Source organism: Bradyrhizobium barranii subsp. barranii (assembly GCF_017565645.3).
Lineage (GTDB): Bacteria > Pseudomonadota > Alphaproteobacteria > Rhizobiales > Xanthobacteraceae > Bradyrhizobium > Bradyrhizobium barranii.
Genome location: NZ_CP086138.1, coordinates 70,833 through 95,810, shown reverse-complemented (window position 1 = coordinate 95,810; position 24,978 = coordinate 70,833). Strand labels below are relative to the sequence as shown.

The window sequence follows — 24,978 nt, the reverse complement described above, 5'->3', positions numbered from 1 at the left end:
ACACGCGGATGCAGCCGTTCCTGTCGAAAGGCATCCAGCGCAGCATCGACCGCGGCAAGAAGATCGGAAAGCTCGTCGATGGCGTGCGGCGCGATGGTGTGCAGATCGCTTCGCCCTGGGTCGACGTCTTGACCGGCGGCGCCGAAGCAAACCGGCCACACGCCGCCGCGCCTCGATCGCTCTTCGCCGCGATCCGAGGGTCAGCTCTGCCGTGGGCCCGAACGTCAATGAGACGCCGTTTGAAGAATGCAAAACTGCGAGATAGCGGCTTCGGGTTGGAATCGCTCGACGTCATTGTAACAAAGGCTTCCGGAGACGTTCACAGTCTCCGCGGCACATTGCTGCGGTCAACTCACAGCGTAGGGCGCAAAGGCGCTGCGGTTTTCGTCGACTTGCAGGGCACGTCCGGCTGAGGGGAATGCCCGCTGCGGCAGGCAGGTCGTTCGCAGATCCGGCAGCCGCGTCCGATCGGAGTCGCCGCCGCGGGGTTACTGAGGTCCATGCCGTCCGAATAGACCAATCGACCGGCGTGGTGGAGGTCGCACCCGAGTGCGATAGCAAAGGTCTTTCGCGGAGGTTCAGCCGAGCCCCGCGGTCCGCAAAAGAGCATTTTCTGCCGCATGGATAGCGAGGCCTTCGCCCCGGAAAAGCCAGACCTCCTCACTCCGCCAGCCGTTCGGGTTGCTGGTTCTTGTGCTTCGGCCGCCTTGGGTGCGAGCGCTTCGCACTACCGGAAGAGCTATCCCGCCGCCGCTCGCGGTTTGCCGCTCCGTTAGCATCGGAAAGGAATTTCTCTCCAGCGAATGTCTTTCCGGACACGGAGCCTCCCGTGACCATCCGTAATCGCCCGGGGAGAAGAAGGGCCTCTTCGGTGCTAATGCTGGCGGGCAGAGCCGGTCTGCCCATTTCAGTACCGACAAGCGTATTTTGATCCGGTGGGCCGCAGAGCAATCTGCGGCCCTTCCGTTTGTGGGTAGCGAGGGCTTCGCCGTGATCTAACGGCTGACGCTTGGCCGGCGTCGGGTTCCGGTTATTCGCCGATCGCGAACCGCGAACATACTGGGCGGAGCGGAAGGAGTTTTCCGAAAGTGGCGATCAATCACACCAAATACCCTAATCGACATCATTGGTCTTTTCGAGGCTTTTCGGCCTTGTGCACGCGCTACCCTGCCCTGCAGTCCATTGCGGGTCTCACCTGCTTTCGAGAAGCTGACGAGGCCGCGGTCCCGTAGCTGAGCGGCATTCGCACCGCCCAGCCTGTTCGTTCGCTAAACGTGGTCGGCCTGCCGCTATCGCAGACCGTGCCTTCGCCCGATCGTTCTCTTGCATGCCGAATCAGGCCCACGCCCGCATGACGCTGTAATTGATAAGCGGAGTCGATCAGCTTCTCTTTATAGCTCGCACGGAGACCGCCCTCCGTGGTATTATCGGGAACTCCGGCTCTGCCAGCTTCAACATCGAGCGGGACATCCCCCAACTCGTTGGCTTCCGCGAGAAAATGCCAGCAACGCAAGAAGGCCGCACTTTGCCGGCGCGGCCTTCTCGAAAACCTTCTGATCCAGCTATTCATTATTCAGCGGCGTCGGACATGGCGCCCATCATCGTTGCGGATGCGACCACGCAAAGCTCACCGCCTTGGGGTCCTTAGTGAAGATCAGGCGCGGACCATTCCAGCCGAAGGATACGCTTGTCAAGCGGGCATCTGGTGAGCACACGCTCAACGTGCGTCGCTCAGGTGAGATGCGGAGCCTTTTCGGCCTCGTCACCGCCCCAGCCGGCGTCCGCGATCGATGTGTCGATCAGCTCGCCGCGCAACAGCGCGAGCGGCGATTTGTAGTACAGCGCGACGTTGTGGAGGGGATCCGTCAGGACTTTGAAGACCCATACCAGCCCGGTCTGGCCGTCACGGGTGACGAAGAGCTGGATCATCCGAAAGAGGCCGCCGCCAATGCCTATAACGAGCCATACCGTGCCGACTTGCCGGATGAAGTCAAGCCGCCCGACAGGCGGATCGAACATGCCAAACGCCGGGAAGACGTAGAGTGCGAACGGCGCCAGGCCCCAGATTATCAAGAGCACAATCTTGCGCGTCTGGTTGTAGCCTACCTTGACCGCCTCCTTGTACTCGTTGCTGACTTTGTTCACGTTATCGTAGCCGTTCGGCTCGAAGAAGAAATGTCCGGTCTGCCGCGTCAGCATCGCAAGCCAGCCAACGAGGCCGGCCATTGCCGGGTCCTTGAACAAGAGCGCATAGCAACCGAGGAAGATGAAAGCGCTGATCAAATGCAGCGTCTGATTAACTCTGCTCCGGTGATAGTAACGGTAGTCATCCCACCGCAGGCTTCGCAGCATGTCTGACAAAGGGCTCATGATCAATCCTCGGTCATTTGACGATGTCGAAGCCATAAGCCGAGTCCGTGACAGATGCGTGAATGCATTATGATGTCGCATTGCAGCTTAATGAGGTGGCAAAGCCGAGCGCCAGGCGCACGCGAAAAGTCGGATGTTCGCATTTCGGCTTGATATTGGTGACCAGGGCAGCCCAGTCGACCACGATCTCCTTTAACCGAATCAGACCCCTTGCAGACGGGGCGGGGCCATACGTTTTTTGAGCAGACGGTTTTCCAGGGTCAGATCGGCTACGGCCCAGGGCGGCGGCCTCCCGGCGGAGATCCTTCACCTCGCCGGAGGTCGCAGCTCGCGCCGTATCGCCCGCCAGGAGGCGCTTGCTGGCCTCGAGGAACTCCTTGGACCAGCCGTAATACATCGAGGCGGCAATGCCCTCGCGCCGGCAGAGCTCGGAGAGGCACCGTCAAGTTAACGAATTGGAGCGGCCGAGGGGTAGACGACGGGCATGCCCACCGCCCGGGACCCTCTTTATCGTCGCCATCGCTTCCCACCGGAAGTGATCAGCTATGCCGTTTGGTTGTATTTCGGGTTTCCCTTAAGCTTGCGCATGGTCGAGGAAATGCTGGCGGCGCGTGGCATTGGCGTGACCTATGAAACCGTGCGCCAGTGGGGACGGAGATTCGGCAAGGCGTTCTCCGATCGGATTCGCCAGCGCGCTCCCGCTCGCGGTGGCAAATGGCATCTGGGCGAGGTCGTTATCTCGATCACGGGCGAACAACATTGGCTCTGCCGCGCGGTCGACCAGAATGGCTCAGTTCTCGACGTCTTGATCCAGCGCCGAAGAGACTCGCGCGCTGCGCAGCGGCTCATGAAGAAGCTCTTGAAATCCGCCGGCACGCCGCCGCGCGTGATGATCACGGATAAGCTCCGTTCGTACGGCGCTGCGAGGGCGACGATGGGCTTTCACGTCGAACATCGCCAGCACAAAGCTCTCAACAATCGGGCCGAGAATTCTCATCAACCGACGCGGCGCCGCGAGCGGATCATGAAGCGTTTCAAATCGTCCCATCAGGCTCAACGGTTTCTGTCAGTTCACGATCAGGTCGCGAACCTTTTCCACATCCCCTATCCCGGAGCCGTCACCGCCGACTTTCCGTCGTGCTTCGCGCGAGCGAGCCTTTGCGACTTGGCGAGAGATCTCCACGACAAGCGCTTCGCCGAATCCCTTCGGCTCAGAGGTTGATTAAGTTGACGATGCCGAAGGCGGAGGGTTTCCCCCGTCACAGTCTGTTCGGAAGTGAGCTGTCCGATCCCCAGCTCCTTAGTCATTATCCTGGTCATCGTCATGTCCCGGCAAGGGATCCGGAAACTCCCCGGGCCAGCACTTTGTCCTTGCTGACCTGATTATTCCTTGGTCGAGGACGCGCCTGGCTTAAACAAGAAGATGTTCGGCTCATCATCCGATGCCAGCCATAAGGTCACGCCGGCACGAGAAGCCTCTGGCGCCTCGGTTTCACTTCGATCCTGACTTCGACATCCCGGTTGAGCTTCACAAGCATGGCGATGAGGCGATCGAGCGTGAAGCGATCGAGATTAGCCTTGCGTACACGCGAGAAATCGGCCGCCGCAAAACCGGTGAGATCATGCGCCTTCCGCACGCTGATCTCCTGCTTGTCCAGGACGCCAATGATCTTCGCCGCAAGAATGGCCTTGGCTTGATGAATATCCGCGTCGGGATAGCCAAAGTCACGGAAGACATTGCCGCTGCCGCGCACCAATTCAACGCCGTTCTTTTTCATCGCAAAGCCTCCTTCAGTCGTTTGATGCGTTCCTTGATCCGGTCCACGTCCATTTGCGGTGTCTTGATCCCGCTCTTGGATTTCTTCTGGAACGCATCTACCACCCATAAGTCATCGCCGATCTGGACCGCGTAGATCGCCCTGAAAGCGTCGCCACGGTGCTTTAAGGCAATCTCGAACACGCCCGAGCCCACGCCCTTGAATGGCTTGGCGATGTCGGCCTTTCCGCCACGCGCAGCAACCGTCAAGGCTGTCAGCATGTCGAGCTGGACCTCGCGCGGGAATTCCTCAAAGTCTTTCCTCGCGGCTTTTAGCCACGAGATCGTGCGTACCAGTTCCGGCATATGGGGAATGTTGTCATATTTGACAACGCAAGTCAAGGAATCCTGATCCCTTTTACTGCTGAGCGTGTCCCTGCCAAAGGTTTTCCGCCGAGTACAATTCTCCGCTCGTCATTGACGCAGTCATTCCAAAGATATTGCCGTCCTGAAGTTCGCCTTTTCTTTCCGATGATCCGCTTTGGGCAAAGTTCGCCGAGATCTGGCGAGGTGGACCGTCGCACGCGCCTTCATGGCGAACTGCCGGAGATCGGCACGCCCGGTGGTGACCGCTCGTTACGCGGTCACTGCAATTGTTCAAGAGTTCGTCTCGGGGCGATCAAGCCACGTCGCTGTCTTCGTCGGTCCGCCTCGAGTTGGTCGGCCTCGTCCGACGCCAGCACAGGAAACTCTCCCGCCAGCATTTTGTCCTTGCTGAGCAGGCCGGCCTCCTCGAGCATCTCCATGTCCGGAAGATCGCGCAGCGTCTGCAGCCGAAGTGCGACAGGAACGCTTTTGTCGTCACGTAGGTGTAGGGGGCCCCTAGCCCGTCCTATTCGTGAGAGTGCGGCTTTTTGGCCCGATTGATGCGGCCGCACATCTTGTCTGACGAGGCGCACAGGATTGCCTTCGGCTTTTCGCCGCCTGACGACCGGTACTTTGCAACGCGCTTGAGGGATGGGTTGGGCGAACGGGGGCGGACGCCCCGCCGGTCAAGGACCGAGCGGCAGCAGCGCGCCGGGCAAGCCGCAGATCAGGTCGGCTTCGGGACATGCCGCGGCAAACGCAAGGCGAATGCGGCTCGTGGTCTCGACGACACGGGCGGCGATTTTCAAGAGCCGAAGACGCAGCGTCGCGAACTCGGCAGCGGCCAATTCCCGGGCTTTGGGAATGGCGTCGCGCACGGTCAGCATCAGCCAATAAGCGGCCGTATGGAGCACGAGACGGACCTGGTTGGCGAGCGCCGAACGGCAGCTGGTGCGATCGGAGGCGAGCTGCGTCTTATGCAGCTTGATCAGATTCTCGGCTTGGCCGCGCGCGCAATACAGGCTGTCGTAGATCCACTCGGCCGAGCCGACATCGAGGCTGGTGACGACGAAACGGATGTCGAGGCCGAGCATGGTCGCCTCAATACGGGCGACGGTGCGCCGTTCGCGTCCCAGGACTTTGCCTTGTGGCGGGTCTCGGTATAGCCACTCAGAACCGGCAGGTTCTCGATGGCGCGTCGGGTGCGGATGTCGTCGGCGACCTCGTCGACTTTTCTGGCGAGAGGCTTGGTGCCGGACAGACCGAAGATGTAGTCGATGCCGTTGGTCTCGCACCACGCCATGGCCTCCGGCCGGGCATAGTGCCCGTCGCCACGGAACGTAATTTGCGTGTTGTGCCATCGCGTGCGGATATGCCGTACCAGGCGGCGCAGATGGGCACGCACCTCGACGCCGCCCGGCGTCTTGCCGGGCCGCAGCACGACGGCCACGGGCCGGCTCTTCTCCGTGTCGTAGACGTGGATCGGCAGAAAGCAGCGTTCATCATAATGAGCGTTGAACAGCGAGAGCTGCTGATGGCCGTGGACGACATCGCAGGTATCATCGATGTCGAGCGTGACGGATGCCGGCTCGCGCGGGTAGCTATCCATCCATGCGTCGACCAAAATGTAGGTCAGCCGGATCACGTCGCGCAGGCGCGGCGCATTCTCCAGGCGTGACAGCGTCGGTTGGGAACACAAATCCCGGCCCGTGTCCGGTAGGCGACCGCAGGCCAGCTTGAATGCGGGATCGGACCGCAGATGATCGAGGTCGTCGGCGTCCTCGTAGCCGCAGCAGATCGCGAACATGCGCGCGCGGAACATATCGACCAGGCTGTGCACGACCCGCGTCGGATCGCGCCGATCCGGGAACACCCGGGCCAGATTGTCGGCCAAACCGAGACGCCGCTCGGCCATCGCCAGAAGCATCACGCCCCCATTCGAGGTTAGGCGTCCACCATCGAAGGCAGCTGTGACTTTCTTGGCGTGAATGGCTGGAAACGAGAAGGGCGGAATCGTATCGTCGGTCATGGCGGGCGTGGCGTTCGCGGTTGGAGGTGATGGGGTTGGCTTCACAACCGAATCCTACGCCGTATCAGCGCTTTACACCACGCTCGCCAGCCTCTCGGGCGCCTCTTACGAATAAGACGGGCTAGCTGCGGGCTGCGCGGCCCGGCAGCGATGAACTCGAGTGCGCGCAGACGGGCGATGGTATCGCGGCTGACCTCCTTGCCGAAGAAGGATGACAATTCGCTGCGATTGATCGGCTGGTAATAGGCGATGCAGGCGAGGATCAGCGCTTCGGTCTGCGACAAAGCCTTGCCATCGTTGCCGGCGCCGATCGCAGCCCGGATTGCCTCGGCGAAGTTTCTTCGGGTGCGGTGCTGCCAGCCGCCGGCGACCGCGACGAGCTCGTAGGGCCGGCCGCGCAGCTCGTCACGGATGTCGTCGATCAGACGGTCGATGCTGCAGTCACGACCGACGACGCGCGCCAACACCTCGCGCGTCACCGGCGCGGGCGAGGCGAAGATCACCGCCTCGACCCGGCCCATCCATTCGCGCCAGCGCAGCGCCGGCGGCAGGTCGGTGAGCTCGGTGTCGAGGCTCTCTTTCGGTCGCGCGCGCCGTCCCATCTCAGAGCCCGTACAATCGAAAGGTCGGCCGTCCCGTGAGCTCGCGCACCGCACCGAGCGACACCAGCCGCTCGAACAGCCGCCGTGTGCTGCGATCGCTCGCCATCTTGCCGGGGCCGGCGGACTGGGCGTCTTCCACCAGGAGGATGCCCACCATGATATCGGCATCCTTGCCACGCAGCTTCGGCGCCACCGCCAGCAGGCGTGTCGCCCGCCGTGCAAGATCACTGTAGAGGTCGATCGCGGCCACCGCCGCCGCCGTGTAGGCCGCACAGAGTGCGTTCATGAAGACGGTCTCGCCGTCGAGGTGCTGCGGCGCTTTGCGCAGCGCACCGCGCGACAGATGGGCCGCGAGCAGCGGCACCGGTGCCGGCCAGCGCAGCTGGTGGGCGAGGACCGCATCGGCCAGCCACAGCGGCAGCGCCTCCTCGTTCGGGAGCAGGCGCCTGCTCGCGGCGATGATCTCCGCAGCAGCGAGCACCGGCATGGCGTGCTCGCGCCGCGTATGCCGGCTTGCAAGTTCGACGATCTCGCTCGGCAGCGAGCCGAGCGGATGGTCGAGCGTGGTCGCAAGGGCAAAGATCCATCGTCGCTGGAGGAGGCCCGTTCGCTGAGCTTGCGCCAGGCGCGGAGAATACGGCCGCTGGGACCCGGATCATCGGCCTCGCGGCGCAAGTACCAGTGGTCGCGCAGCGCTGCTTCGTCGTCCGTCCGCCCGCCCTGGCGCGCGCGTAGCGGCGCAGGCGAGCGCGAGACGTTGGCGCCAAAGACGGCCGAGCCGGTGCGCGTCGCGGGCGATCGGATGCAGCGCTGCGAGCGCCGCGCCGGCATAAAACACTGCCTCCGTGACGATGTCGGGCGGGGCGCGACGACGCAGCCAGCTAGGTGCCGGGGCGAAGGTCGGCGGAGGTTCGGGGACGATTCGGCAACGCGCGGGCATACGACAGGGTAAGCCAGCGCGGCGCTTTATGCCACGATAATCAGCTCAAACCGCCGCGCCTGTCGGGGGATAACAACGAATGATAATGTTGCATTATCGGTCGTTTTTGCCTTTATAGAGAGCATGCTCGTTTCACCGCCCAGAGCCCGGAAAATCATGCTCCGGAGGGTCCCCGCGCCGCCTGAGAGCCGCTCCTCGGGTCGATCTTTCCGCGGTCGAAGCGTCAGGCCGCCAGGCGGCCCAACCTTGACCGCGACGAGGACGCCATTTAGAACACAGCTAGCCTGTCTAGCTAGGAACGCACAAAATGGAATGGCCGCTGCAGGACGCCAAGAACCAGTTTTCCAAGGTGGTGCAGAAGGCCCGCCTGGAAGGCCCGCAGGTCGTCACCCTGCGCGGGATGCGCGCCGCGGTGGTGCTGTCGGCCGCCGATTACGATGCGCTGCGCTCCGGGCGGCCGACCTTGGTCGACGACTTGCTGGCCGGGCCAAGCTGGGATGACGAACTGGCCGAAGAAGCGATGCGGCGCATCAAGACCCCCAGCCGCGACGCGGCCTTCTGATGTATCTCATTGATACCAACGTCGTTTCCGAGGCTCGGCGCGGCTCTCCGCAGGCAACCGGCTGGCTGCGCTCGGTGGATCCGGCCAGCGTCTACCTGAGCACCCTCACCCTCGGCGAGATCATGCGCGGCATCGCGCTGAAGCAGAAGTCGGACCCGAAGGTGGCCGGCCACCTTGCCGAATGGTTGCGCAAGTTGCGCCACGACCACGCCAACCGCATCCTGGCGGTGACCGACCAGATCTCCGTCGAGTGGGGTCGCATCGCCGCGATCCGGCCGTGTGGCGATATCGACGGGCTGATCGCCGCAACCGCGATCGTCCACGACCTCATCCTCGTCACTCGCAATGTGGGGGATTTCGACGATACGGGCGCAACGGTGATCAATCCCTGGGAGGCGTCGACATGAGCCGCAGTCCAGCAACCGGATGTGGCGAAGCCTGTCCAAAGGTGCTGGGCAATCGCATCGCCGTCCTATATAGGTAGAATATTGACAAATAGGAACCAAGGAACGCCAAGATGGCGCTGAGCATCAAGGATCCCGAAACCGAAAAACTCGCGCGCACGCTAGCCGAGCGGACAGGGGAAACCATCACCGTCGCGACCCGACGGGCGATCGAGGATAGGTTGCGACGGATCGGGGCCGACGCGACCAAGGCCGCGCTGATTGAGGATATGGAAGCCATTCGGCGCCGCCTCGCTGCCCTCCCGGTCCTCGATCCACGCAGCATGGATGACATCCTCGGGTACGACGAAAACGGCTTGCCGGTCTGATGGTGATCGACTCATCCGCCATTTTGGCGATTTTTTTGAATGAACCGGAAGCCAGCGAATTCGAGCATCGCATTGCGGCCGATCCTGTCCGGTTGATTTCGGCGGCGACGGTGTTGGAAACCGGAATAGGGATCGAATCAAGGTTGGGCGATGGGGGCGGCGGCGAGCTTGATCTTTGGCTACACAAGGTTGGTGTCGAGATTGTTCCGGTCACGGCCGGGCATGCGGATCAGGCACGGCGGGCGTGGCGGCGATATGGGAAAGGCCGGCATCCCGCCAAGCTGAACTTTGGCGATTGCTTTTCTTACGCTCTCGCCGCCCTCACCGGAGAACCTCTGCTGTTCAAGGGCAGCGATTTCTCGCAGACCGACATCAAGGCGGCCTGACCATGAACATTTATCTCTCCTGGCAGCGAAAGCCTTCCCGTCACGTCGGAGGCCGTGCAAGAGACGGGCGCAGCCCCCTCCCCTACCCTGCCCGCTCACCTGGAACGGCTCGCCGATCGTGCCCGCGACTATGTCGACGCGGCGAGCTCGGCCAACACCCGCCGCGCCTATGCCTCCGACTGGAAGCACTTTTCCGGATGGTGCCGGCGCCAGGGTCTTGAGGTGCTTCCGCCCTCCCCGCAGACGGTCGGCTTTACATCACCGCCTGCGCCTCGGGCGCCGCGACGGCCGATCGCCAGGCGAATTCCGTCGCCACGATCGAGCGCCGGCTCTCGGCCCTGACCTGGAACTATGCCCAGCGCGGCACGCCACTCGACCGCGCGGACCGGCATATCGCAACCGTGCTCGCCGGCATCCGCAACACCCATGGCGCCCCGCCCCGGCAGAAGGAAGCGGTGCTGCCGGAAGATGTCATCGCCATGCTCGAGACGCTTAACCGCGGCACCCTGCGCGGCTTGCGCGACCGGGCCATGCTGCTGCTCGGTTTCGCCGGCGGCCTGCGCCGCTCCGAGATCGTCGGCCTCGACGTCCATCGCGACGACACCGAGGACGGCCAAGGCTGGGTCGAGATCCTCGACAAGGGCATGATCGTCACTCTGCGCGGCAAAACCGGCTGGCGCGAGATCGAGATCGGCCGGGGCTCGTCCGACGCCACCTGCCCGCTCGTTGCCTTGCAGATCTGGCTGAAGCTCGCGCGGATCGGCCATGGACCGATCTTCCGCCGGGTGACCGGCCAAGGCAAGGACGTCGGACCGGATCGCCTGAACGATCAACAGGTCGCCCGGCTGGTCAAACGCGCCGCGCTGGCCGCCGGAGTGCGCGCCGACCTGACCGAAGGCGAACGGGTCGAGAAATTCGCCGGACATTCGCTGCGCGCCGGCCTCGCCTCCTCGGCTGAGGTCGACGAGCGCTACGTGCAGAAACAGCTCGGCCACGCCAGCGCCGAGCAGACCCGCCGCTATCAGCGGCGGCGCGACCGCTTCCGGGTCAATCTCACCAAGGCGGTAGGTTTGTAACGCCGGCCGTCGCCTTGGGAATTCAGGGGCGGCCTGTTGTCGCTTTCAAACGAACTGGCAATTTGCTCATCACGTCGCCGACCGACCTTCGCCCTGAAGGCAGATAATGCTGTGAGCTTAAGGGCAGCCAGCATGGTCGCTTCGCTCCCCAATCCTCGCAAAAGGATCATCGACCCGGGTCGTTTCTCCGTAAGCGACGTTCGCGTCCCATTCGCAAAGGTTTGGCGTGGGGATTGCAGTCTGTTGATCAACGTGTTTGCAAATCGTTGGCGGGGGGTATGGAGGCGGCAACGACGGAGAATTACGAGGTGCGGCCGAACGACCAGGGCAGGAGCTCGTCGATCCGGGACTGCGGGTGACCGGTTGCGATCGCTTTGAGCGTCGCTTTCATCCAGACGTAGGGCTCCACGCTGTTGATTTTGCAGGTGGCGATGAGCGAAGCTATGCGCGCCCATGAACGACCACCTTCGTCGTGACCAGCAAATAAACTATTTTTACGCGTCAGAGTCAGCGGCCTGATTTGATTTTCGACGGGATTGGTGTCCATCTCAACGCAACCATCGTCGAGAAACAAGGTGAGGCCATCCCAATGGTTCAGGAGATAGGCGATCGCCTTGCCCATCTCGCTGCCCGGCGACAGGCGAGCGGCTTGCTCGCGCAGAAACCTCTCGAGTTCAGCGACGAGCGGCCGTGATCGCTCGTTACGGGTCGTTTGCCGAGCCGGGGCGTCGGCGCCACGGATCTCCTTCTCGATCGCATAGAGTGCGGCGATGCGCGCGAGAACGGCTTCGGCGATGGGTGAGCCGGCTTTCGGAGTCGCTGCGATGATCTTGCGCCTTGAGTGGGACCAACATGCGGCCAGCCGCAGCGGCACGCCGCCTTTGCGCTTGGGCCGTGCGAGCCGATGATAGCCCTGGTATCCGTCGACCTGAAGGATGCCGTCGAAGCCCTCGAGGATGCGCTCAGCATGGTCACCACCGCGTCCTGGCGCGTAGTGGTAGACCACGATTGGTGGATCAGCGCCGCCGTGGCCGCGATCGTCGCGCAGGACAGCCCACAGATAGCCGGTCTTCGTTCGGCCCCGGCCCGGATCGAGCACAGGCGCCCTGGTCTCGTCTATGAACAAGCGGCCCGATTGCTTCATCACGACGCTCATGCGCTCGACCAGCGGCGCGAGGTGGAAGGCGACCGTTCCCATCCAGTCTGCCAGAACGGCGCGATCGATGAAGATGCCATGCCGAGCCAGAACCTGCGACTGACGATAGAGTGGCATGTGCTCGCTGAACTTGGCGACCGCCACCTGCGCCAGCAGCGCCTCGGTGGGGATGCCACCCTCCACGAGATGGGCGGGCGCCGGCGCCTGAGCAACACCGGTGCAGCCCTTTGCGCAGGCGTAGCGCGGTCGCACCGTCTCGATCACACGATACTGGGCGGCCATGACATCGAGACGGCGGGAGCGATCCTCGCCGATCTGGACCATCCGGCCGCAGCCGCAGGGACACTCGAGGTTCTCGGGTTCGATCACCTGCTCGATGCGCGGCAGGTGCGCGGGAAAGGCACGGGCAGCGCGCCTGGTCCGGCGGCTGGACGGCGCCGTGCCGGCGCGGCGCGCACGATCGTCCTGGCGTTCCTGGACTTCGGCGATGGCAATCTCGATGTCCTCGAGAACCAGTTGCATCTGATCGGGATTGAACTTCTCCGAGCGTTTACCGAAACGTGCGCGCTCGTACTCCTTCACGAGCAGTTCGAGGCGTTCGACGCTCTCTTTGGACGCAGCCAGTTCACTCTCGACATGAAGGCGCGCCGAGCATTCATCGTCTGCGCGACGACGCTCGGCTTCAATCATCGCTTCCTGCGCGCGGAAGAGCGCGCGCAAATCGGCGGGCAGCGCTGCAAGACGGGCGGGATCAAAGGGGGACGGCGGCACATCCGCAAGCTATCATCCCAAAGCCCCGCGCGAAACAGGTTGTCGGGTCTGAGTCAGTTCGCCGCAGCTGGCGTCGTCGCGACAATCCGTTCGCCCACTCGCTTCCAGTTCGCGCGTCAGATGCATGACGCCGTCGCTGATCTGCGGCCACTCGAAACGACCATCGCGGCCAAGGCGCTTGTAGACCAAAACGAGGCCCGTGCCGTCCCATAGCAAAATCTTCAGCCGGTCGGCGCGCTTCGAACGAAAAACCACGATCAGGCCCGAATGCGGATCGAGCCCAAGCGTGTTTTGCACAAGACCGGCCAGCGCGTCGTGCCCGCACCGGAAGTCAACAGGACGCACAGCAAGCACAATCCGCAGTCCCTGCGCCGGAATGATCATGCGCCGCGCTCGATCGCAGTCACGATCTCCGCGATCCGCACCGCCGACACGTCCGCATCCAGGCGGACCGAAACCTTGCCAATCGTAATCTCGACGGGCCCCTCGCTCTTGCCTGACGCCACTGGATCGCTCAGCTCGATCGACACGAAATCCGCCGCGTCGTCCGTGACCAATGCGAGCCGGCCAGCACGCGCCAATCTGCGCCACGTCGTCAACTGCTGGGCCTTCACACCATAACGCCGTGCGACATCACATACCCGGGCGTCGGGCTTCATGCTCTCGAAAACAGCGCGCCCCTTGATCTCCGCAGACCATAACCGGCCTCCAGAACGCGTCCGGCGCGTAAGCTTCCCCACAAAGCCATCAGCTTCGGCTTCCTCCCCCGATTGTTCCATCGCCTTCAGTCTCCTCTCGGCTCTCTGACAAGCCAAGGATCGCAGAGCGAAAGCCGAAGCGAAACCAGTCAATCAAATGGGAGAAAAGCTCCGCTTACGTTTCTCCAACACGCTGGCGCGGAAATCGAGCTCGTCCCATCGAATCGAGCGAGTCGCCAAGCCCTTGTTGCGCGTCGCAGTTGGACGGGTATGCGGGAGGCATACTTGCGTGATTGGTAAGCCCAGAGCCCTGAGGCGCCACACCTCCTCTGCTCGGTGGAGGGCCGCAGGCGATTGCCTGGCCAACTGGTGTCTCCCGTTAGTCAAATCGCCGTCCCGGTTTCAGCCAGGTCGCATCCGAGCGTATCCGAGGCGGCTTCAAGGCCGGGGTCGTTCCGGCTCATCGGCCGGACTCGCACCCCGTGTCGTTCGGGGCTAGGAAACGAATCGCCGCCCAGAGGGCGCATCGCCCGTATCAATCCACGGCTGTTAGTCGGAAGTGGCCGCGGAATTGACGAGCTGCTCATTCCAGTCGATGGCGTCGGGCCAAAGCCGGATAAAACTCGCGCCGGCGGTTGCGGCGATGTCTCGCAGTCGGGCTGCGTATGCGTCGCCCTGATCGTTCGCATCGCAAGCGGCAACAAGTTCCGTCCCGGGCCGGGAAGCCAGCGCCGTGAGTGCGCACTCCGTGGCTGGCGCCCATCCTCCGGCGGTGCTCGCATACATGGTATCCGAGCGACAGCCCTCGATGCCAGCAAGGCTCAACGCGTCAATCGCGGCTTCCGTGACGCAGACGCGGCGTGCCGTTTCGGCGCCAAGCAGGAAAAGTGCTTTAGCGCCGCCTGTGGCAAAGCCGCGCCAATTCGGCCCCCGCTCCTCCCAACCGACCACCTGACCGCAGGAATCGAAATGCGCGGCCCATACCGAACCTTTCGGCCCTTCGCGGAGCCTCCCCGCCGCGTTCGCAAACGCTATGACCGGTTCCGGAACGGCTCGCACCTTCGTCAGATAGGTCCATGTGGGAGAGCCCGGGGCGGGCCGCGGACGACCAGACCAACGGCTGGAGACGCCCGCCGCGGGACGACGTGTCGACTTCCGCTGCCAGGCCGGCGCAGTTGGTTGGTAACCAACGAGGCCGGACACCGTCTTCAAAGCGGAGCCGAAATCCTGCGCGCCGAGGTGCTCGGCAAGAGAAAACACGTCGCCCTTAGCGTCCGAGGTCGGATCGAACCAGCCCCGCCCCTGATGAATGACAATAATGATCTCGCCATCGCCGCGACGGTATTTCGTGGCTTTGACGGTGCTTTCACGCAGATCGACTTTCCAGCCGCTCGCATCAAGCAGCGCTGCGCATAAAACCTTCGCCTTGAGTTGGTCCTTGTCGCCCGTAGTCATCGCCTCGAGCTTCCGCAAACCCATAATAGGGCAGGGGTTACAGCTGTAACTCCTGCCAGCCAGTCGATTGAAATCAACCGGATTGCTTTTAGGGGCCTCCACCCCTTGGCGCAAACTGCCGCGCTGCAACAGTTACAGCTGTGACCCCCTAACCCGGTCACGATTTAGCCCCCACGGGTCGCTTCAGAGCACCATCCGCGAGGCCAAATAGGCTCTTTTCTAGGCGCAAACTTCCCTCAACACCCCTGTCGACCATTGCGCGGAAGTAGCCACCCGGACTCGAGATCTGCTCCGGATTTCGCAACGATTTTTCCAGCACGGTCGCGAGAATCGCCGCCGCAGCGTAACGGCCCACACGGCTTGCGCCGTCGATCCAGGCTGCCTCCGAAAGCCCGATCATCACCCGCATGACGTCAGCAGCAGCTGTTAGCTCGGGCCAACTCTTGAACGGTCTTCCGGCGATTTCGGACGCCTCGGGACAGGCGGACCTGATCAAGCTGACCGAGATGGAGCCCAAAACTTGCGACTGAACTTCATCCGAACCGAACACCGCGCCATACTGGGGTTGTCGGCCGATTCCCCCTGCGTCAGACTTTGTTTCGGCGGGAGGGGCGACCGCGGAGCGGTCGTCCTTTTTTTGAAAAACTACTCGCTCGTTAGAGCGAGGCTGTTTGGTCTTACTTTCAAATGAGTTTTGAGAGGTTGTATTAATATTAGGAGCGACATCCATGTCACCCTCGCATGACATTTGAGGCGTCACATACTCCTCTGTGACTTCGCCGATGACCTTCTGGTGCAGCGCGTCGAGAGCCGCTGCTTCGTCTACGTCCGAAAGCTTCCGCCCCCGGATCGCATCCAACAAAGCCGTCCATTCGTCAGCTCGCTCAGGATATGCCTCGCAAGCGTCAACGATAGCCCGCGAAAGCCGAGTCGTCGCGCGGCGGGCTTCCTGTTCACTGTTCAATCGCGCCTGGAAGTCGTCAACGAGGCTCTTCAGCTCCTTGATGCGAACCCGCGCTGGCGTGAAGTCCAGGCCATAGCCCTTGTCGATGCCGCCTTCCTTGTCTCGGTAAACGAAGCGGCGGCCGGTCGGGCTATCCCGATAAGCAACAATACCCGCCTCCACCAAACGTTTGATGCAGCGGGAAACCTGTCGGACCGAACGCGCTGTGTACTCCGCCAGCTTCGCATTGGAGATTGCCACGATCGGACGGTTCGCGCCTTTCCAGTCATCTGACCGGGAAAGACCGATCAAGATATCCATGACGTGATAGGTCGCCCCATCGATCCCCAAAATCGGGGCGGCCTTTTTGAGGACAATGGCGACCTCCGCCTTCGAAACCTCGGGCACGTCGTTTGCCATAGCGAGGCGCGCACTCGCCAGGATAGCCGGTGTAACCCGTCGAAAAGATGCAATCTCGGTAGCTTGGACCATAGCCAGCCATTCCGCGGCTTGTAGGACCGCAGCTCCATCGTTCGCGTGGATGAAAGGCCAGCAAATGGCGCACAAACTCACGCCCCGACTCGAAAGCAGGGCTTGATTGTGCAAGCGCCTCGTCATAGAATCAGTTTGCCACTACTGATCTGACGGAACCGCATCGTTCTGTTGGCCAGGATTACAAGGGCTTACCGATTGCCGTCGGTGAGCCCTTCTCCTTATCGAAGTGTCATCTCATGGCTTCGCCTCTCGTTCTGAGCGTTTGAATTCCTCCACAAGTTCGGGCAGCCGATTAATCAGCCAAGCTGAAAGCCCCGGCGCCGCCGCGTGTGGAATGGAAATCTGCGTAGCCTTCGGCGTTCGCTTCGCCGTGATCGAGAGCCCTTCGCCCAGTTCAACCTGCTCGACGCTAGATGCGCTCGTCGGAGTAGGGCGGTCTAAAGCCTCAAGCACGCGGGCAAATCTTTCGTCTGAGCTCAGCGCTTGCCAGGCCTCGGAGGCAACGAGCCCACTCAGGGCCGACTCCGACCCCGCCGAGAGCTTCTGATCCTTGTAGAGGGAACCGAGCTTCTCCCATTTTGGGCGGCCGACCGACGGAGCCGGTCCGATTTTACGGATCAGTTCCTCGGGAAGCGCGCCGGCGGTCGACGTCAGAATCGAGATGTAAGGCAGGCCCTTCTCTCCGCCGCGGCCCAACGCCTTCGCGATCGTCTCACGCGTGAACCCGCGCTTCTTCAACTCGACGGCAAAGAGCGCTTGCTCGATGAACGACAGGTTCTCTCGCTCGGTGTTCTCTATACCCTGCGCGACCACTAACTGCTCATCAGTGAGCGGCATAACGATCGCACGAACAGGGATGCCGAGGAGTTGACACGCACGCAACCGGCGATGGCCGTACGCGACCTGATAGGTGCCAGCTTGGTCCGCTATCGGGCGGACCAAGATCGGGAGCTTCTGACCTTCCTTCCGAATGCCTTCTACAAACTGCGGGAATTGCGGGTTGCCTTCGATGTCGAGCCGGTCTCGAACGAAAGAGGGGACAATCGTCGTAGGATCGAGCTCCACAGTCGCCTCGGCCGACTGGAGTTGCGCGCGTAGCCGCTCGTTCTCAGCCTCGACTGCCGAGAACGATTGCTGCATCGATTTCACGGCGCCCGACATGCCGGACGGATTCGGGCGCGCCTTGTCGCCGGCAGGGGCGGGAAGATGTTTTTCCAGCTCCGCGCGGTCGACATTGCCGAACAAGCTCTTCATGCGGTTGGAGCGATCCTTGGCGTTCGTCATGTTCGGCCCCAAACGTGCTTGAGATGGTTCAGGATCTCCTGATTGACGGCGTCAACCGACTCAAGCGCACGTGTGAGGGTGTCGCGGCCAACCGCGCCTCTGGCCATTTCGTAAAGGCTTTTCTTTTCTAAGCCGGCATTCGCGATCGCCGTCGTTTCGACGACCGCCGGTGCAAGCACATCGGTGCCGAAGAGAGACCGCAGAAGAGCGACGATATTCACCTGGGGGACGTCGTGGGGATTGTGCCGTGTCAGGATGTATCGAATGAAATCGTGCTGCAGCTTTCCACCGTTGTCCTGGATGACTTGCAGAATGTCGCTGGTCATCTTGAGAAACTGGTTCATGCTCGACACATCAAGCATTGCCGGATGCACGGTGACCAGAAGCGCTGTCGCTGCAAAGAGCGCGCCTAATGTTAGATATCCAAGCTGAGGTGGCGCGTCGATCAAGACGACGTCATAATCGTCTTCGACGCTTCCAATGACGGACCGCAGCCGACGGAAGAACATCGCTTCGCCACGACCGTCTCCGCGAGCAATCGCCTGCGGCGTCTCATGCTCGTATTCCATGAGCTCTAGATTGCCCGGAACGAGATCGACGCCATCGAAATAGGTCTTGCGGATTACATCCCGAAGCGGAACGCGGAGGTCCTCGTCATACCGGATCGCGCCGTAGACCGTTTGGTTTTCGTCGACATCAAGCTCAGGCTGAAAACCGAACATCGTCGACAGGGACGCTTGCGGATCGAGATCGATGGCAAGCACGCGTAGACCCTGAAGTGCCAGGAAATGCGCGAGATGGACCGTCGTGGTGGTCTTCGCGGAACCGCCCTTGAAATTGGCTATCGCGACGATCTGGAGCTTCTCTCCAGGGCGTCGCCGCGGAAGGAAATCCAGTGCATCCTTGGGACGCTTCGCGGCGAGATGCTCGCGAATTTCGTTGATTTGCCTGAGCGTATAGGCCCGCCGGCGATTGTCCTTGCCGTGAAGCTCGGGCACGACGCTCTCACCGTCTAGCGACATTTGCCTCAGCGTCGATTCCGCGATCCCCACCATCGCCGCCGCCTCGCGCGACGTGAACGATTTGAGCGACTTTTGAGCCTCCGGCGGATACAATTGCGTCCGTAGCGCCTGCAGTTGCGCCGCGAGGAGATGCGAGTGCCTTGTGATCTTAGCGATCGAGGCCTCGCTGTCGGTTCTTAGTGCAATTGCTCCGGTCATTTGGCTCTCGACGGAATTTTTCCGATAATCGCTAAAAAAGCGTCGGCGGACGATTGCCCGATTCCTTCGATCGGTCAAACTTTATTTGGTTAACAGATACTTAACGGCACCTTCGCATCGTGCTTATCGAGCCGCTGATTCGTAGGAATTTGCTCAATCTTATCGTAGACTTATCTTGCGCGTCGAAAACGCCGCGGTGACGCTTCGTCCCCCGTTAATCTTACAGTCCGAGCCAACCCTTGGCCGCCGGATTTCGATCACTGACAGACACAGACGCGACGCCTGCGACGCGGCTCACGCGAATCGGAGCTCGCCGGGGCCCCGTTAATTCACCAGAGCGTACGAGCCGCCGCGCCGTGCTGACTTGCCTCCGTTCACGCGAACGCGACGGAGGATTCGACGAATGCGGGCAATTGCGATCGATGCCAACGAACACGGCGGATTGGGGTCTCTGGTCGATGAGATGCATCAGTTGCGCGCCCGGATGTTCGCCCACCGGCTCGGTTGCCAGGTCAGGATCGAGTACGGCCGCGAGCGCGATGAATACGACGCGCTCAACCCGACCTACATCCTGGCCCTGACGAACCACGGCGGCGTCGCCGGCTGTGCCCGTCTGCTTCCGACCACGGGCCCGACCATGCTGTCGCGGACCTGCCCGCAACTGCTCCCGGGCGGCGGGTTACGAAGCAAATCGACCAGGATCGAGAGCTCGCGCGTTTGCCTCCTCGACACGCGCGTCGGGAGGAGGGGAGGCCGGTTCCTGCACGAGGCCACGCTGACAATGTTCGCGGGGATCATCGAGTGGTCGATGTCGAATGGCTTCGGCGAGATCGCCACGGCAACGGACGTGCGCTTCGAACGCATCCTCCAACGGGCGGGCTGGCCCATGACGCGCTTTGGCGGCGTAAAGCTCATCGGCGAGACCATGAGCGTCGCCGGCATCCTACCGGCCGGCCAGGCAAGCTTCGATCGGGTCTGCCCGCCTGGCTATCGGTCCGACCTGCGGCACCTTCAGCGCGTCGCTGCGTGAGCGATATGGCCGAACTTCGTTCTCATCCGCGGCTCGTCCGCAAACTCCAGGATGCGCTTGGCGACCAGATATGCGCCGCGCTCAATGATCCGGCGGTCGTCGAAGTGATGCTCAATCCGGATGGCCGGTTGTTCATTGAACGACTAGGCCAAGGGATGACCGCTGCCGGGACCATGCTGGAGGCGACCGCCGAGATCATTATCGGCAGTGTCGCCCATGCGCTGCAATCGGAGGCCGACGACGAGCGTCCGATCATTTCGGGGGAGCTGCCGATCGGCGGTCATCGCTTCGAAGGCTTGCTGCCGCCCGTCGTCGGCGCCCCCGCGTTCACAATCCGAAAGCGGGCTTCGCGTCTCTTCAATCTCGAGGACTACGTGACGCAGGGCGTGATGACGACCGACCATCTTGCGGTCATCCGCAACGCCATCGCTTCGCGCCTGAACATCGTGGTGTCGGGCGGCACGGGCTCGGGCAAGACAACACTCGCCAATGCCGTGATCGCGGCGATCGTGGCGCACGCGCCTGAACACCGCCTGGTCATTCTCGAAGATACGGCCGAGATCCAGTGCGCGGCCGACAACACCGTCTCGCTTCACACCAGCGACACGGTCGACATGGCGCGCCTGCTCAAGAGCACGATGCGGCTACGGCCCGATCGCATCATCGTCGGAGAAGTACGCGACGGCGCGGCGCTCACGCTGCTCAAGGCTTGGAATACCGGCCATCCCGGCGGCATCACCACCATCCACGCCAATAGCGCCGTTTCGGCGCTGCGCCGTCTCGAGCAGCTCACAGCCGAAGCCAGTCAACAGCCCATGCGCGAGGTCATCGGCGAGGCGGTCAATCTGATCGTCTCGATCGAACGAACGAACGGATCGCGGCCGCCAGGTCCGCGACGTGCTCCATGTCGAGAGCTTCTCAGCGGGCCAATACCGAACCCAGTCCTATGCCCCGAAGGAGGAACGCCATGTCGCATAACCGCATGATGATTGTCGGCACGAGCGCCGCATTGCTCGCGCTCCTGATACTCGACCCCGCCTTTGCGTCGACCAGCGGCGGCGGCAATCTGCCTTGGGAGAGCCCGCTTCAGCAGATCCAGCAATCGATCACGGGTCCGGTGGCTGGCTTCATCGCGCTTGCAGCTGTGGCCGTTGCAGGCGGCATGCTGATCTTCGGTGGCGAGCTCAACGATTTCGCGCGACGCCTCATGTATGTCGTGCTTGTCGCCGGCATTCTGCTCGGCGCCACACAGATCGTGGCTCTATTCGGTGCAAGCGGCGCGTCGATCGGTGATGTCACGCGTGCAGCGGCCAGCGCCGATGGGGCAGGGGAGCCCGGTCATGGCTGAGGTCGGGGCCAATCTGCGACGCAATCGCATTCACCGCGCGCTGTCGCGGCCGAACCTGCTATTCGGCGCCGATCGCGAGCTTGTGCTATTGACAGGCCTTGCCGCCGTCATCCTGATCTTCGTCGTGCTCACCTGGTATGCGGCGATCCTCGGCGCAGCTATCTGGATCGTTGTCGTCGCGGCGCTGCGGATAATGGCGAAGGCCGACCCGATGATGCGGCGGGTCTATGCCCGTCACATCTCCTATCGGCCTCACTACCGGGCGACCTCGACGCCCTGGCGTCGTTACTGAGGTCCGCTCATGGTCGCGCTGCGTACATTCCGTCATTCTGGCCCGTCCTTCGCCGATCTCGTGCCCTATGCCGGGCTCGTTGCGAACGGAATCGTGCTGCTGAAGGACGGCTCGCTGATGGCGGGCTGGTATTTTGCTGGGCCGGACTCCGAGAGCTCGACCGACGCCGAGCGCAACGGGGTCTCGCGCCAGATCAACACGATTCTGGCGCGCCTCGGCTCCGGCTGGATGATCCAGGTCGAGGCGGTGCGGGTGCCGACCACGGATTATCCGGTGCGGCAGGATTGCTACTTTCCCGATCCGGTGACGCGGGCGATCGACGACGAACGTCGCAGCCGCTTCGAGCAGGAGAGGGGACACTTCGAGAGCCGCCACGCGATCATCCTGTCCTGGCGGCCGCCCGAGCGGCGGCGCGCGGGTCTCGCGCGCTACATCTATTCCGATGCCGAGAGCCGATCGGCCTCCTATGCCGACACGGCGATCGAGAGCTTCCGCACCTCGGTCCGCGAGGTCGAGCAGTACCTCGCCAGCGTCCTGTCCATCCGGCGCATAGAAACGCGCGAGGTTGAGGAGCGCGACGGCACGCGCATGGCGCGTTACGATGAACTGTTCCAGTTCATCCGCTTCTGCATCACCGGCGAGAATCATCCGATCCGCTTGCCGGATATCCCGATGTATCTCGACTGGCTGGCGACGGCCGAGCTCCAGCATGGCCTGTCGCCGATGGTCGAGAACCGCTTTCTCGGCGTCGTGGCGATCGACGGTTTCCCGGCCGAGAGCTGGCCGGGAATCCTCAACTCCCTCGATCTGATGCCGCTGACCTATCGCTGGTCCTCGCGTTTCATGTTCCTCGACGACCAGGACGCGCGGCAGAAGCTCGAGCGCACCCGCAAGAAATGGCAGCAGAAGGTCCGCCCCTTCATCGACCAGCTCTTCCAGACGCAAAGCCGCTCGATCGATCAGGATGCGGCCGCCATGGTGGCCGAGACCGAGGATGCGATCGCACAAGCCTCTTCGCAACTCGTCGCCTATGGCTATTACACGCCGGTCATCGTGCTGTTCGACGAGAGCAGCGCGCGCCTGCAGGAGAAGGCCGAGGCGGTCCGTCGCCTGATCCAGGCCGAGGGTTTTGGCGCGCGCATCGAAACGCTGAACGCGACGGAAGCCTTCCTCGGCAGTCTGCCGGGCAATTGGTACGCCAACATCCGCGAGCCGCTCATTAACACGCGTAACCTCGCCGACCTGATCCCGCTCAATTCGGTGTGGTCGGGCAATCCGACCGCGCCATGCCCGTTCTATCCGCCTAGCTCCCCGCCATTGATGCAGGTCGCATCCGGTTCAACACCCTTCCGGCTGAACCTGCATGTCGACGACGTCGGTCATACCTTGGTGTTCGGGCCGACGGGCTCCGGCAAGTCGACGCTGCTCGCGCTGATCGCAGCGCAGTTTCGCCGTTATGCCGGTGCGCAGATCTTCGCCTTCGACAAGGGCCGCTCGATGCTACCGCTGACGCTGGCCGCCGGCGGCGATCATTACGAGATCGGCGGCGATGACGCCGACGGTGCGGCAGCGCTCGCGTTTTGTCCGTTATCGGATTTATCGACGGACAACGATCGCGCCTGGGCGGCGGAATGGGTGGAGACGCTCGTCGCCGTGCAAGGCGTCTTGATCACGCCCGATCATCGCAACGCCATCTCGCGGCAGATCGGCCTGATGGCCGAGGCCCGCGGACGATCGCTGTCGGACTTCGTGTCGGGTGTGCAGATGCGCGAGATCAAGGACGCGCTGCACCACTACACGGTCGACGGTCCGATGGGCCAACTGCTCGATGCCGAGAGGGACGGCTTGCAACTCGGGTCGTTCCAGACCTTCGAAATCGAGCAGCTGATGAATATGGGCGAGCGCAACCTTGTCCCGGTCCTGACCTATCTGTTTCGACGAATCGAGAAAAGGCTGACCGGCAGCCCCAGCCTGATCATTCTCGACGAGGCCTGGCTGATGCTCGGCCATCCCGTCTTCCGCGACAAGATTCGCGAATGGCTGAAGGTGCTGCGCAAGGCCAATTGCGCAGTGCTGCTCGCCACGCAGTCGATCTCTGATGCTGAGCGCTCCGGCATCATCGACGTGCTGAAAGAGAGCTGCCCGACCAAGATCTGTCTGCCGAATGGTGCCGCGCGGGAGCCCGGTACGCGCGAGTTCTACGAGCGTATCGGCTTCAACGAACGGCAGATCGAGATCGTCGCGGCAGCTAGCCCCAAGCGCGAATACTACGTCGCCTCGCCCGAGGGTCGCCGTCTCTTCAACATGGCGCTCGGACCCGTCGCGCTCTCCTTCGTCGGTGCGTCCGGCAAGGAGGACCTGAAGCGCATCCTGGCGCTGAAGGCGGCCGAGGCCAATTGGCCCGTTCACTGGCTCAAGGAAAGGGGGATCGGCCATGCCGAGACGCTTCTCGCCGATTTGTAGGACGCTCATCATCGCCACGATCATCGGATCGCCGGCGGCCGGTCCAGCCTTCGCCGGAGCCGCGGCCGGCGGCGCGACCGAGTTCACGCAAATTCTCAATAACGGCGAACTGGTCAGCCTCGTCGGTCAATCGACGACGCAGATCAACAACCAGATTCAACAAATCTCCCAGCTCGCCCAGCAGATCCAGAACCAGCTGAGGATCTACGAGAACATGCTGCAGAACACCGCGCAGTTGCCCTCGCATGTCTGGGGGCAGGCCGAGAACGACCTCAAGCAGCTGCAGAACATCGTCAACCAAGGCCAGGGCATGGCGTTCTCGATGGGAAACATCGATGACGTGCTCATGCAGCGCTTCCAGAGCTACGCGCAGTTCAAGACCAATCTGCCGAACGCCGCGAGCTTCGCCTCGACCTATCAGACCTGGTCGGCGACCAACCGCGACACGATCTCGGGCACGCTGCAGGCGGCGGGTCTCACCTCGCAGCAGTTCGCGACCGAGAACTCGACGATGACGCAACTCAAGACCGCTTCGGAGAGCGCCGACGGCCAGATGAAAGCTCTGCAGGTCGGCCATGAGATCGCCGCGCAGGAAGTCGCCCAGATGCAGAAGCTGCGCGGTCTGATCGCGCAGCAGACGACGATGATGGCGACCTGGTTTCAGTCCTCGCAGGCGAGCAAGGACCTGTCGCAGGCGCGCCGGGAGCAGTTCTTCAACGCGACCTCGCCCGCGACCTCCGGCGGCCAGACCATGGAGCCGCGCTGGTGAGACCGTCTACCATCATCATCGTCGTCATCGCCATTGGCGCCTGCGCTGCAGGAGCTTGGCTGTTCCTCGCGCCGCACACGCCAAGGCCGGGACAAGGGACTGCGTCGGCTGCCGGTGACGTCTTTAACCCCCCGCAGGACTACAAGACGTCCGGCGGCCAGCAGATGAAACCGCGTTGGTAGAGAAAGGGAGCAG

At 62.6% G+C, this 24,978-nt stretch carries 22 protein-coding genes and 9 pseudogenes; 14 read left to right on the top strand and 17 right to left on the bottom strand.

Annotation, left to right across the window (positions count from 1 at the left end; translation table 11 throughout):
- Positions 1 to 8 precede the first annotated feature (8 nt).
- Positions 9 to 413 carry a hypothetical protein gene (locus J4G43_RS53730; RefSeq protein ID WP_208089680.1) on the top strand — a complete coding sequence of 135 codons (405 nt, stop codon included), beginning with the start codon at positions 9 to 11 and terminating at the stop codon, positions 411 to 413.
- Here the strand turns inward: J4G43_RS53730 and J4G43_RS53725 are convergent.
- From J4G43_RS53725 to J4G43_RS53715, 3 genes and pseudogenes are all read right to left on the bottom strand, one after another.
- A pseudogene (locus J4G43_RS53725) lies at positions 348 to 574 on the bottom strand (short-chain fatty acyl-CoA regulator family protein); the annotation flags it as partial. The gene J4G43_RS53730 and the pseudogene J4G43_RS53725 overlap by 66 nt on opposite strands.
- Positions 575 to 1,731: 1,157 nt before the next feature.
- On the bottom strand, positions 1,732 to 2,370 hold the full coding sequence (locus tag J4G43_RS53720; RefSeq protein WP_035680285.1) for a hypothetical protein: 639 nt from the start codon (positions 2,368 to 2,370) through the stop codon (positions 1,732 to 1,734).
- Between the two features lie 231 nt (positions 2,371 to 2,601).
- A pseudogene (locus tag J4G43_RS53715) lies at positions 2,602 to 2,806 on the bottom strand (IS3 family transposase); the annotation flags it as partial.
- A 48-nt stretch (positions 2,807 to 2,854) separates the two neighbouring features.
- Here J4G43_RS53715 and J4G43_RS53710 point away from each other — a divergent pair.
- Positions 2,855 to 3,596, top strand: a pseudogene (locus J4G43_RS53710) (IS6 family transposase).
- Positions 3,597 to 3,827: 231 nt separating this feature from the next.
- Here J4G43_RS53710 and J4G43_RS53705 read toward each other — a convergent pair.
- From J4G43_RS53705 to J4G43_RS56415, 7 genes and pseudogenes are all read right to left on the bottom strand, one after another.
- Positions 3,828 to 4,148 (bottom strand): helix-turn-helix domain-containing protein, encoded by a 321-nt coding sequence (locus tag J4G43_RS53705; protein WP_028181696.1) that lies wholly within the window; start codon positions 4,146 to 4,148, stop codon positions 3,828 to 3,830.
- Complete coding sequence (locus J4G43_RS53700; RefSeq protein ID WP_028181697.1) at positions 4,145 to 4,492, bottom strand: type II toxin-antitoxin system RelE/ParE family toxin; 348 nt, start codon at positions 4,490 to 4,492, stop codon at positions 4,145 to 4,147. The genes J4G43_RS53705 and J4G43_RS53700 overlap by 4 nt, the downstream gene beginning before the upstream one ends.
- Before the next feature lie 278 nt (positions 4,493 to 4,770).
- Positions 4,771 to 5,009 (bottom strand): annotated as a pseudogene (locus J4G43_RS53695) (hypothetical protein); the annotation flags it as partial.
- A gap of 169 nt (positions 5,010 to 5,178) precedes the next feature.
- Positions 5,179 to 6,521: pseudogene (locus tag J4G43_RS53690) on the bottom strand (IS1380-like element ISBdi2 family transposase).
- 125 nt (positions 6,522 to 6,646) lie between these two features.
- Positions 6,647 to 7,123, bottom strand: a pseudogene (gene scpB / locus J4G43_RS53685) (SMC-Scp complex subunit ScpB); the annotation flags it as partial.
- A gap of 1 nt (position 7,124) precedes the next feature.
- Positions 7,125 to 7,652, bottom strand: coding sequence for a DUF1403 family protein (locus J4G43_RS56420; protein WP_408581465.1), 528 nt, complete (start codon positions 7,650 to 7,652; stop codon positions 7,125 to 7,127).
- A gap of 125 nt (positions 7,653 to 7,777) precedes the next feature.
- A pseudogene (locus tag J4G43_RS56415) lies at positions 7,778 to 8,063 on the bottom strand (DUF1403 family protein); the annotation flags it as partial.
- Between the two features lie 307 nt (positions 8,064 to 8,370).
- On the opposite strand from J4G43_RS56415, the gene J4G43_RS53675 reads away from it, so the two are divergent.
- The 5 genes and pseudogenes from J4G43_RS53675 to J4G43_RS53655 all read left to right on the top strand — a co-directional run bounded on the left by J4G43_RS53675 (position 8,371) and on the right by J4G43_RS53655 (position 10,859).
- Positions 8,371 to 8,625 carry a type II toxin-antitoxin system Phd/YefM family antitoxin gene (locus J4G43_RS53675; RefSeq protein WP_028153011.1) on the top strand — a complete coding sequence of 85 codons (255 nt, stop codon included), beginning with the start codon at positions 8,371 to 8,373 and terminating at the stop codon, positions 8,623 to 8,625.
- Positions 8,625 to 9,032, top strand: a complete 408-nt coding sequence (locus J4G43_RS53670; protein WP_028153010.1) for a type II toxin-antitoxin system VapC family toxin — start codon at positions 8,625 to 8,627, stop codon at positions 9,030 to 9,032. The genes J4G43_RS53675 and J4G43_RS53670 overlap by 1 nt, the downstream gene beginning before the upstream one ends.
- A 110-nt stretch (positions 9,033 to 9,142) precedes the next feature.
- Complete coding sequence (locus J4G43_RS53665; RefSeq protein WP_028153009.1) at positions 9,143 to 9,397, top strand: type II toxin-antitoxin system VapB family antitoxin; 255 nt, start codon at positions 9,143 to 9,145, stop codon at positions 9,395 to 9,397.
- Positions 9,397 to 9,783, top strand: a complete 387-nt coding sequence (locus J4G43_RS53660) for a type II toxin-antitoxin system VapC family toxin (RefSeq protein ID WP_028153008.1) — start codon at positions 9,397 to 9,399, stop codon at positions 9,781 to 9,783. Before J4G43_RS53665 ends, J4G43_RS53660 begins: the two co-directional genes overlap by 1 nt.
- Before the next feature lie 54 nt (positions 9,784 to 9,837).
- A pseudogene (locus J4G43_RS53655) lies at positions 9,838 to 10,859 on the top strand (tyrosine-type recombinase/integrase).
- A 301-nt stretch (positions 10,860 to 11,160) separates the two neighbouring features.
- On the opposite strand, the gene tnpC reads toward J4G43_RS53655, so the two are convergent.
- From tnpC to repA, 7 genes are all read right to left on the bottom strand, one after another.
- Positions 11,161 to 12,705: an IS66 family transposase gene (gene tnpC, locus J4G43_RS53650; RefSeq protein ID WP_224517700.1), complete on the bottom strand. Its 1,545-nt coding sequence runs from the start codon at positions 12,703 to 12,705 to the stop codon at positions 11,161 to 11,163.
- A 93-nt stretch (positions 12,706 to 12,798) separates the two neighbouring features.
- Positions 12,799 to 13,170 carry an IS66 family insertion sequence element accessory protein TnpB gene (gene tnpB / locus J4G43_RS53645; protein WP_208086045.1) on the bottom strand — a complete coding sequence of 124 codons (372 nt, stop codon included), beginning with the start codon at positions 13,168 to 13,170 and terminating at the stop codon, positions 12,799 to 12,801.
- Positions 13,167 to 13,565 (bottom strand): transposase, encoded by a 399-nt coding sequence (locus J4G43_RS53640; protein WP_026192391.1) that lies wholly within the window; start codon positions 13,563 to 13,565, stop codon positions 13,167 to 13,169. Before J4G43_RS53640 ends, tnpB begins: the two co-directional genes overlap by 4 nt.
- Before the next feature lie 468 nt (positions 13,566 to 14,033).
- Complete coding sequence (locus J4G43_RS53635) at positions 14,034 to 14,939, bottom strand: DUF3991 and toprim domain-containing protein (RefSeq protein WP_208089672.1); 906 nt, start codon at positions 14,937 to 14,939, stop codon at positions 14,034 to 14,036.
- A 157-nt stretch (positions 14,940 to 15,096) separates the two neighbouring features.
- Positions 15,097 to 16,374, bottom strand: a complete 1,278-nt coding sequence (repC, locus tag J4G43_RS53630; protein ID WP_208089671.1) for a plasmid replication protein RepC — start codon at positions 16,372 to 16,374, stop codon at positions 15,097 to 15,099.
- A gap of 237 nt (positions 16,375 to 16,611) precedes the next feature.
- Positions 16,612 to 17,673 (bottom strand): plasmid partitioning protein RepB, encoded by a 1,062-nt coding sequence (gene repB, locus J4G43_RS53625; protein WP_208089670.1) that lies wholly within the window; start codon positions 17,671 to 17,673, stop codon positions 16,612 to 16,614.
- Positions 17,658 to 18,881, bottom strand: coding sequence for a plasmid partitioning protein RepA (gene repA / locus J4G43_RS53620; protein WP_028180949.1), 1,224 nt, complete (start codon positions 18,879 to 18,881; stop codon positions 17,658 to 17,660). Before repA ends, repB begins: the two co-directional genes overlap by 16 nt.
- A gap of 403 nt (positions 18,882 to 19,284) precedes the next feature.
- On the opposite strand from repA, the gene traI reads away from it, so the two are divergent.
- From traI to J4G43_RS53585, 7 genes and pseudogenes are all read left to right on the top strand, one after another.
- Positions 19,285 to 19,911 (top strand): acyl-homoserine-lactone synthase, encoded by a 627-nt coding sequence (traI, locus tag J4G43_RS53615; RefSeq protein ID WP_208089669.1) that lies wholly within the window; start codon positions 19,285 to 19,287, stop codon positions 19,909 to 19,911.
- A 5-nt stretch (positions 19,912 to 19,916) separates the two neighbouring features.
- Positions 19,917 to 20,889: pseudogene (gene trbB, locus J4G43_RS53610) on the top strand (P-type conjugative transfer ATPase TrbB).
- Complete coding sequence (locus tag J4G43_RS53605; RefSeq protein ID WP_028152998.1) at positions 20,879 to 21,259, top strand: TrbC/VirB2 family protein; 381 nt, start codon at positions 20,879 to 20,881, stop codon at positions 21,257 to 21,259. The pseudogene trbB and the gene J4G43_RS53605 overlap by 11 nt, the downstream one beginning before the upstream one ends.
- Positions 21,252 to 21,551, top strand: a complete 300-nt coding sequence (locus J4G43_RS53600) for a conjugal transfer protein TrbD (RefSeq protein WP_028152997.1) — start codon at positions 21,252 to 21,254, stop codon at positions 21,549 to 21,551. The genes J4G43_RS53605 and J4G43_RS53600 overlap by 8 nt, the downstream gene beginning before the upstream one ends.
- Before the next feature lie 9 nt (positions 21,552 to 21,560).
- Positions 21,561 to 24,014 (top strand): conjugal transfer protein TrbE, encoded by a 2,454-nt coding sequence (locus J4G43_RS53595; RefSeq protein ID WP_208089668.1) that lies wholly within the window; start codon positions 21,561 to 21,563, stop codon positions 24,012 to 24,014.
- Positions 23,986 to 24,783, top strand: coding sequence for a P-type conjugative transfer protein TrbJ (gene trbJ / locus J4G43_RS53590; RefSeq protein ID WP_028152995.1), 798 nt, complete (start codon positions 23,986 to 23,988; stop codon positions 24,781 to 24,783). The genes J4G43_RS53595 and trbJ overlap by 29 nt, the downstream gene beginning before the upstream one ends.
- On the top strand, positions 24,780 to 24,965 hold the full coding sequence (locus J4G43_RS53585) for a DUF2749 domain-containing protein (RefSeq protein ID WP_208089667.1): 186 nt from the start codon (positions 24,780 to 24,782) through the stop codon (positions 24,963 to 24,965). The genes trbJ and J4G43_RS53585 overlap by 4 nt, the downstream gene beginning before the upstream one ends.
- The last annotated feature ends 13 nt before the right edge of the window (positions 24,966 to 24,978 follow it).

Bases quoted from the DNA above. Each gene is read 5' to 3' on its own strand.
- J4G43_RS53705 (WP_028181696.1), bottom strand. From the start codon at position 4,148: ATGAAAAAGAACGGCGTTGAATTGGTGCGCGGCAGCGGCAATGTCTTC.
- tnpC (WP_224517700.1), bottom strand. From the start codon at position 12,705: ATGATTGAAGCCGAGCGTCGTCGCGCAGACGATGAATGCTCGGCGCGC.
- traI (WP_208089669.1), top strand. From the start codon at position 19,285: ATGCGGGCAATTGCGATCGATGCCAACGAACACGGCGGATTGGGGTCT.
- J4G43_RS53670 (WP_028153010.1), top strand. From the start codon at position 8,625: ATGTATCTCATTGATACCAACGTCGTTTCCGAGGCTCGGCGCGGCTCT.
- repA (WP_028180949.1), bottom strand. From the start codon at position 18,881: ATGACCGGAGCAATTGCACTAAGAACCGACAGCGAGGCCTCGATCGCT.
- J4G43_RS53675 (WP_028153011.1), top strand. From the start codon at position 8,371: ATGGAATGGCCGCTGCAGGACGCCAAGAACCAGTTTTCCAAGGTGGTG.
- J4G43_RS53600 (WP_028152997.1), top strand. From the start codon at position 21,252: ATGGCTGAGGTCGGGGCCAATCTGCGACGCAATCGCATTCACCGCGCG.
- J4G43_RS53730 (WP_208089680.1), top strand. From the start codon at position 9: ATGCAGCCGTTCCTGTCGAAAGGCATCCAGCGCAGCATCGACCGCGGC.
- J4G43_RS53605 (WP_028152998.1), top strand. From the start codon at position 20,879: ATGTCGCATAACCGCATGATGATTGTCGGCACGAGCGCCGCATTGCTC.
- trbJ (WP_028152995.1), top strand. From the start codon at position 23,986: ATGCCGAGACGCTTCTCGCCGATTTGTAGGACGCTCATCATCGCCACG.
- J4G43_RS53635 (WP_208089672.1), bottom strand. From the start codon at position 14,939: ATGACTACGGGCGACAAGGACCAACTCAAGGCGAAGGTTTTATGCGCA.
- tnpB (WP_208086045.1), bottom strand. From the start codon at position 13,170: ATGATCATTCCGGCGCAGGGACTGCGGATTGTGCTTGCTGTGCGTCCT.
- repC (WP_208089671.1), bottom strand. From the start codon at position 16,374: ATGGTCCAAGCTACCGAGATTGCATCTTTTCGACGGGTTACACCGGCT.
- J4G43_RS53720 (WP_035680285.1), bottom strand. From the start codon at position 2,370: ATGAGCCCTTTGTCAGACATGCTGCGAAGCCTGCGGTGGGATGACTAC.
- J4G43_RS53595 (WP_208089668.1), top strand. From the start codon at position 21,561: ATGGTCGCGCTGCGTACATTCCGTCATTCTGGCCCGTCCTTCGCCGAT.
- J4G43_RS53665 (WP_028153009.1), top strand. From the start codon at position 9,143: ATGGCGCTGAGCATCAAGGATCCCGAAACCGAAAAACTCGCGCGCACG.
- J4G43_RS53660 (WP_028153008.1), top strand. From the start codon at position 9,397: ATGGTGATCGACTCATCCGCCATTTTGGCGATTTTTTTGAATGAACCG.
- J4G43_RS53640 (WP_026192391.1), bottom strand. From the start codon at position 13,565: ATGGAACAATCGGGGGAGGAAGCCGAAGCTGATGGCTTTGTGGGGAAG.
- J4G43_RS53700 (WP_028181697.1), bottom strand. From the start codon at position 4,492: ATGCCGGAACTGGTACGCACGATCTCGTGGCTAAAAGCCGCGAGGAAA.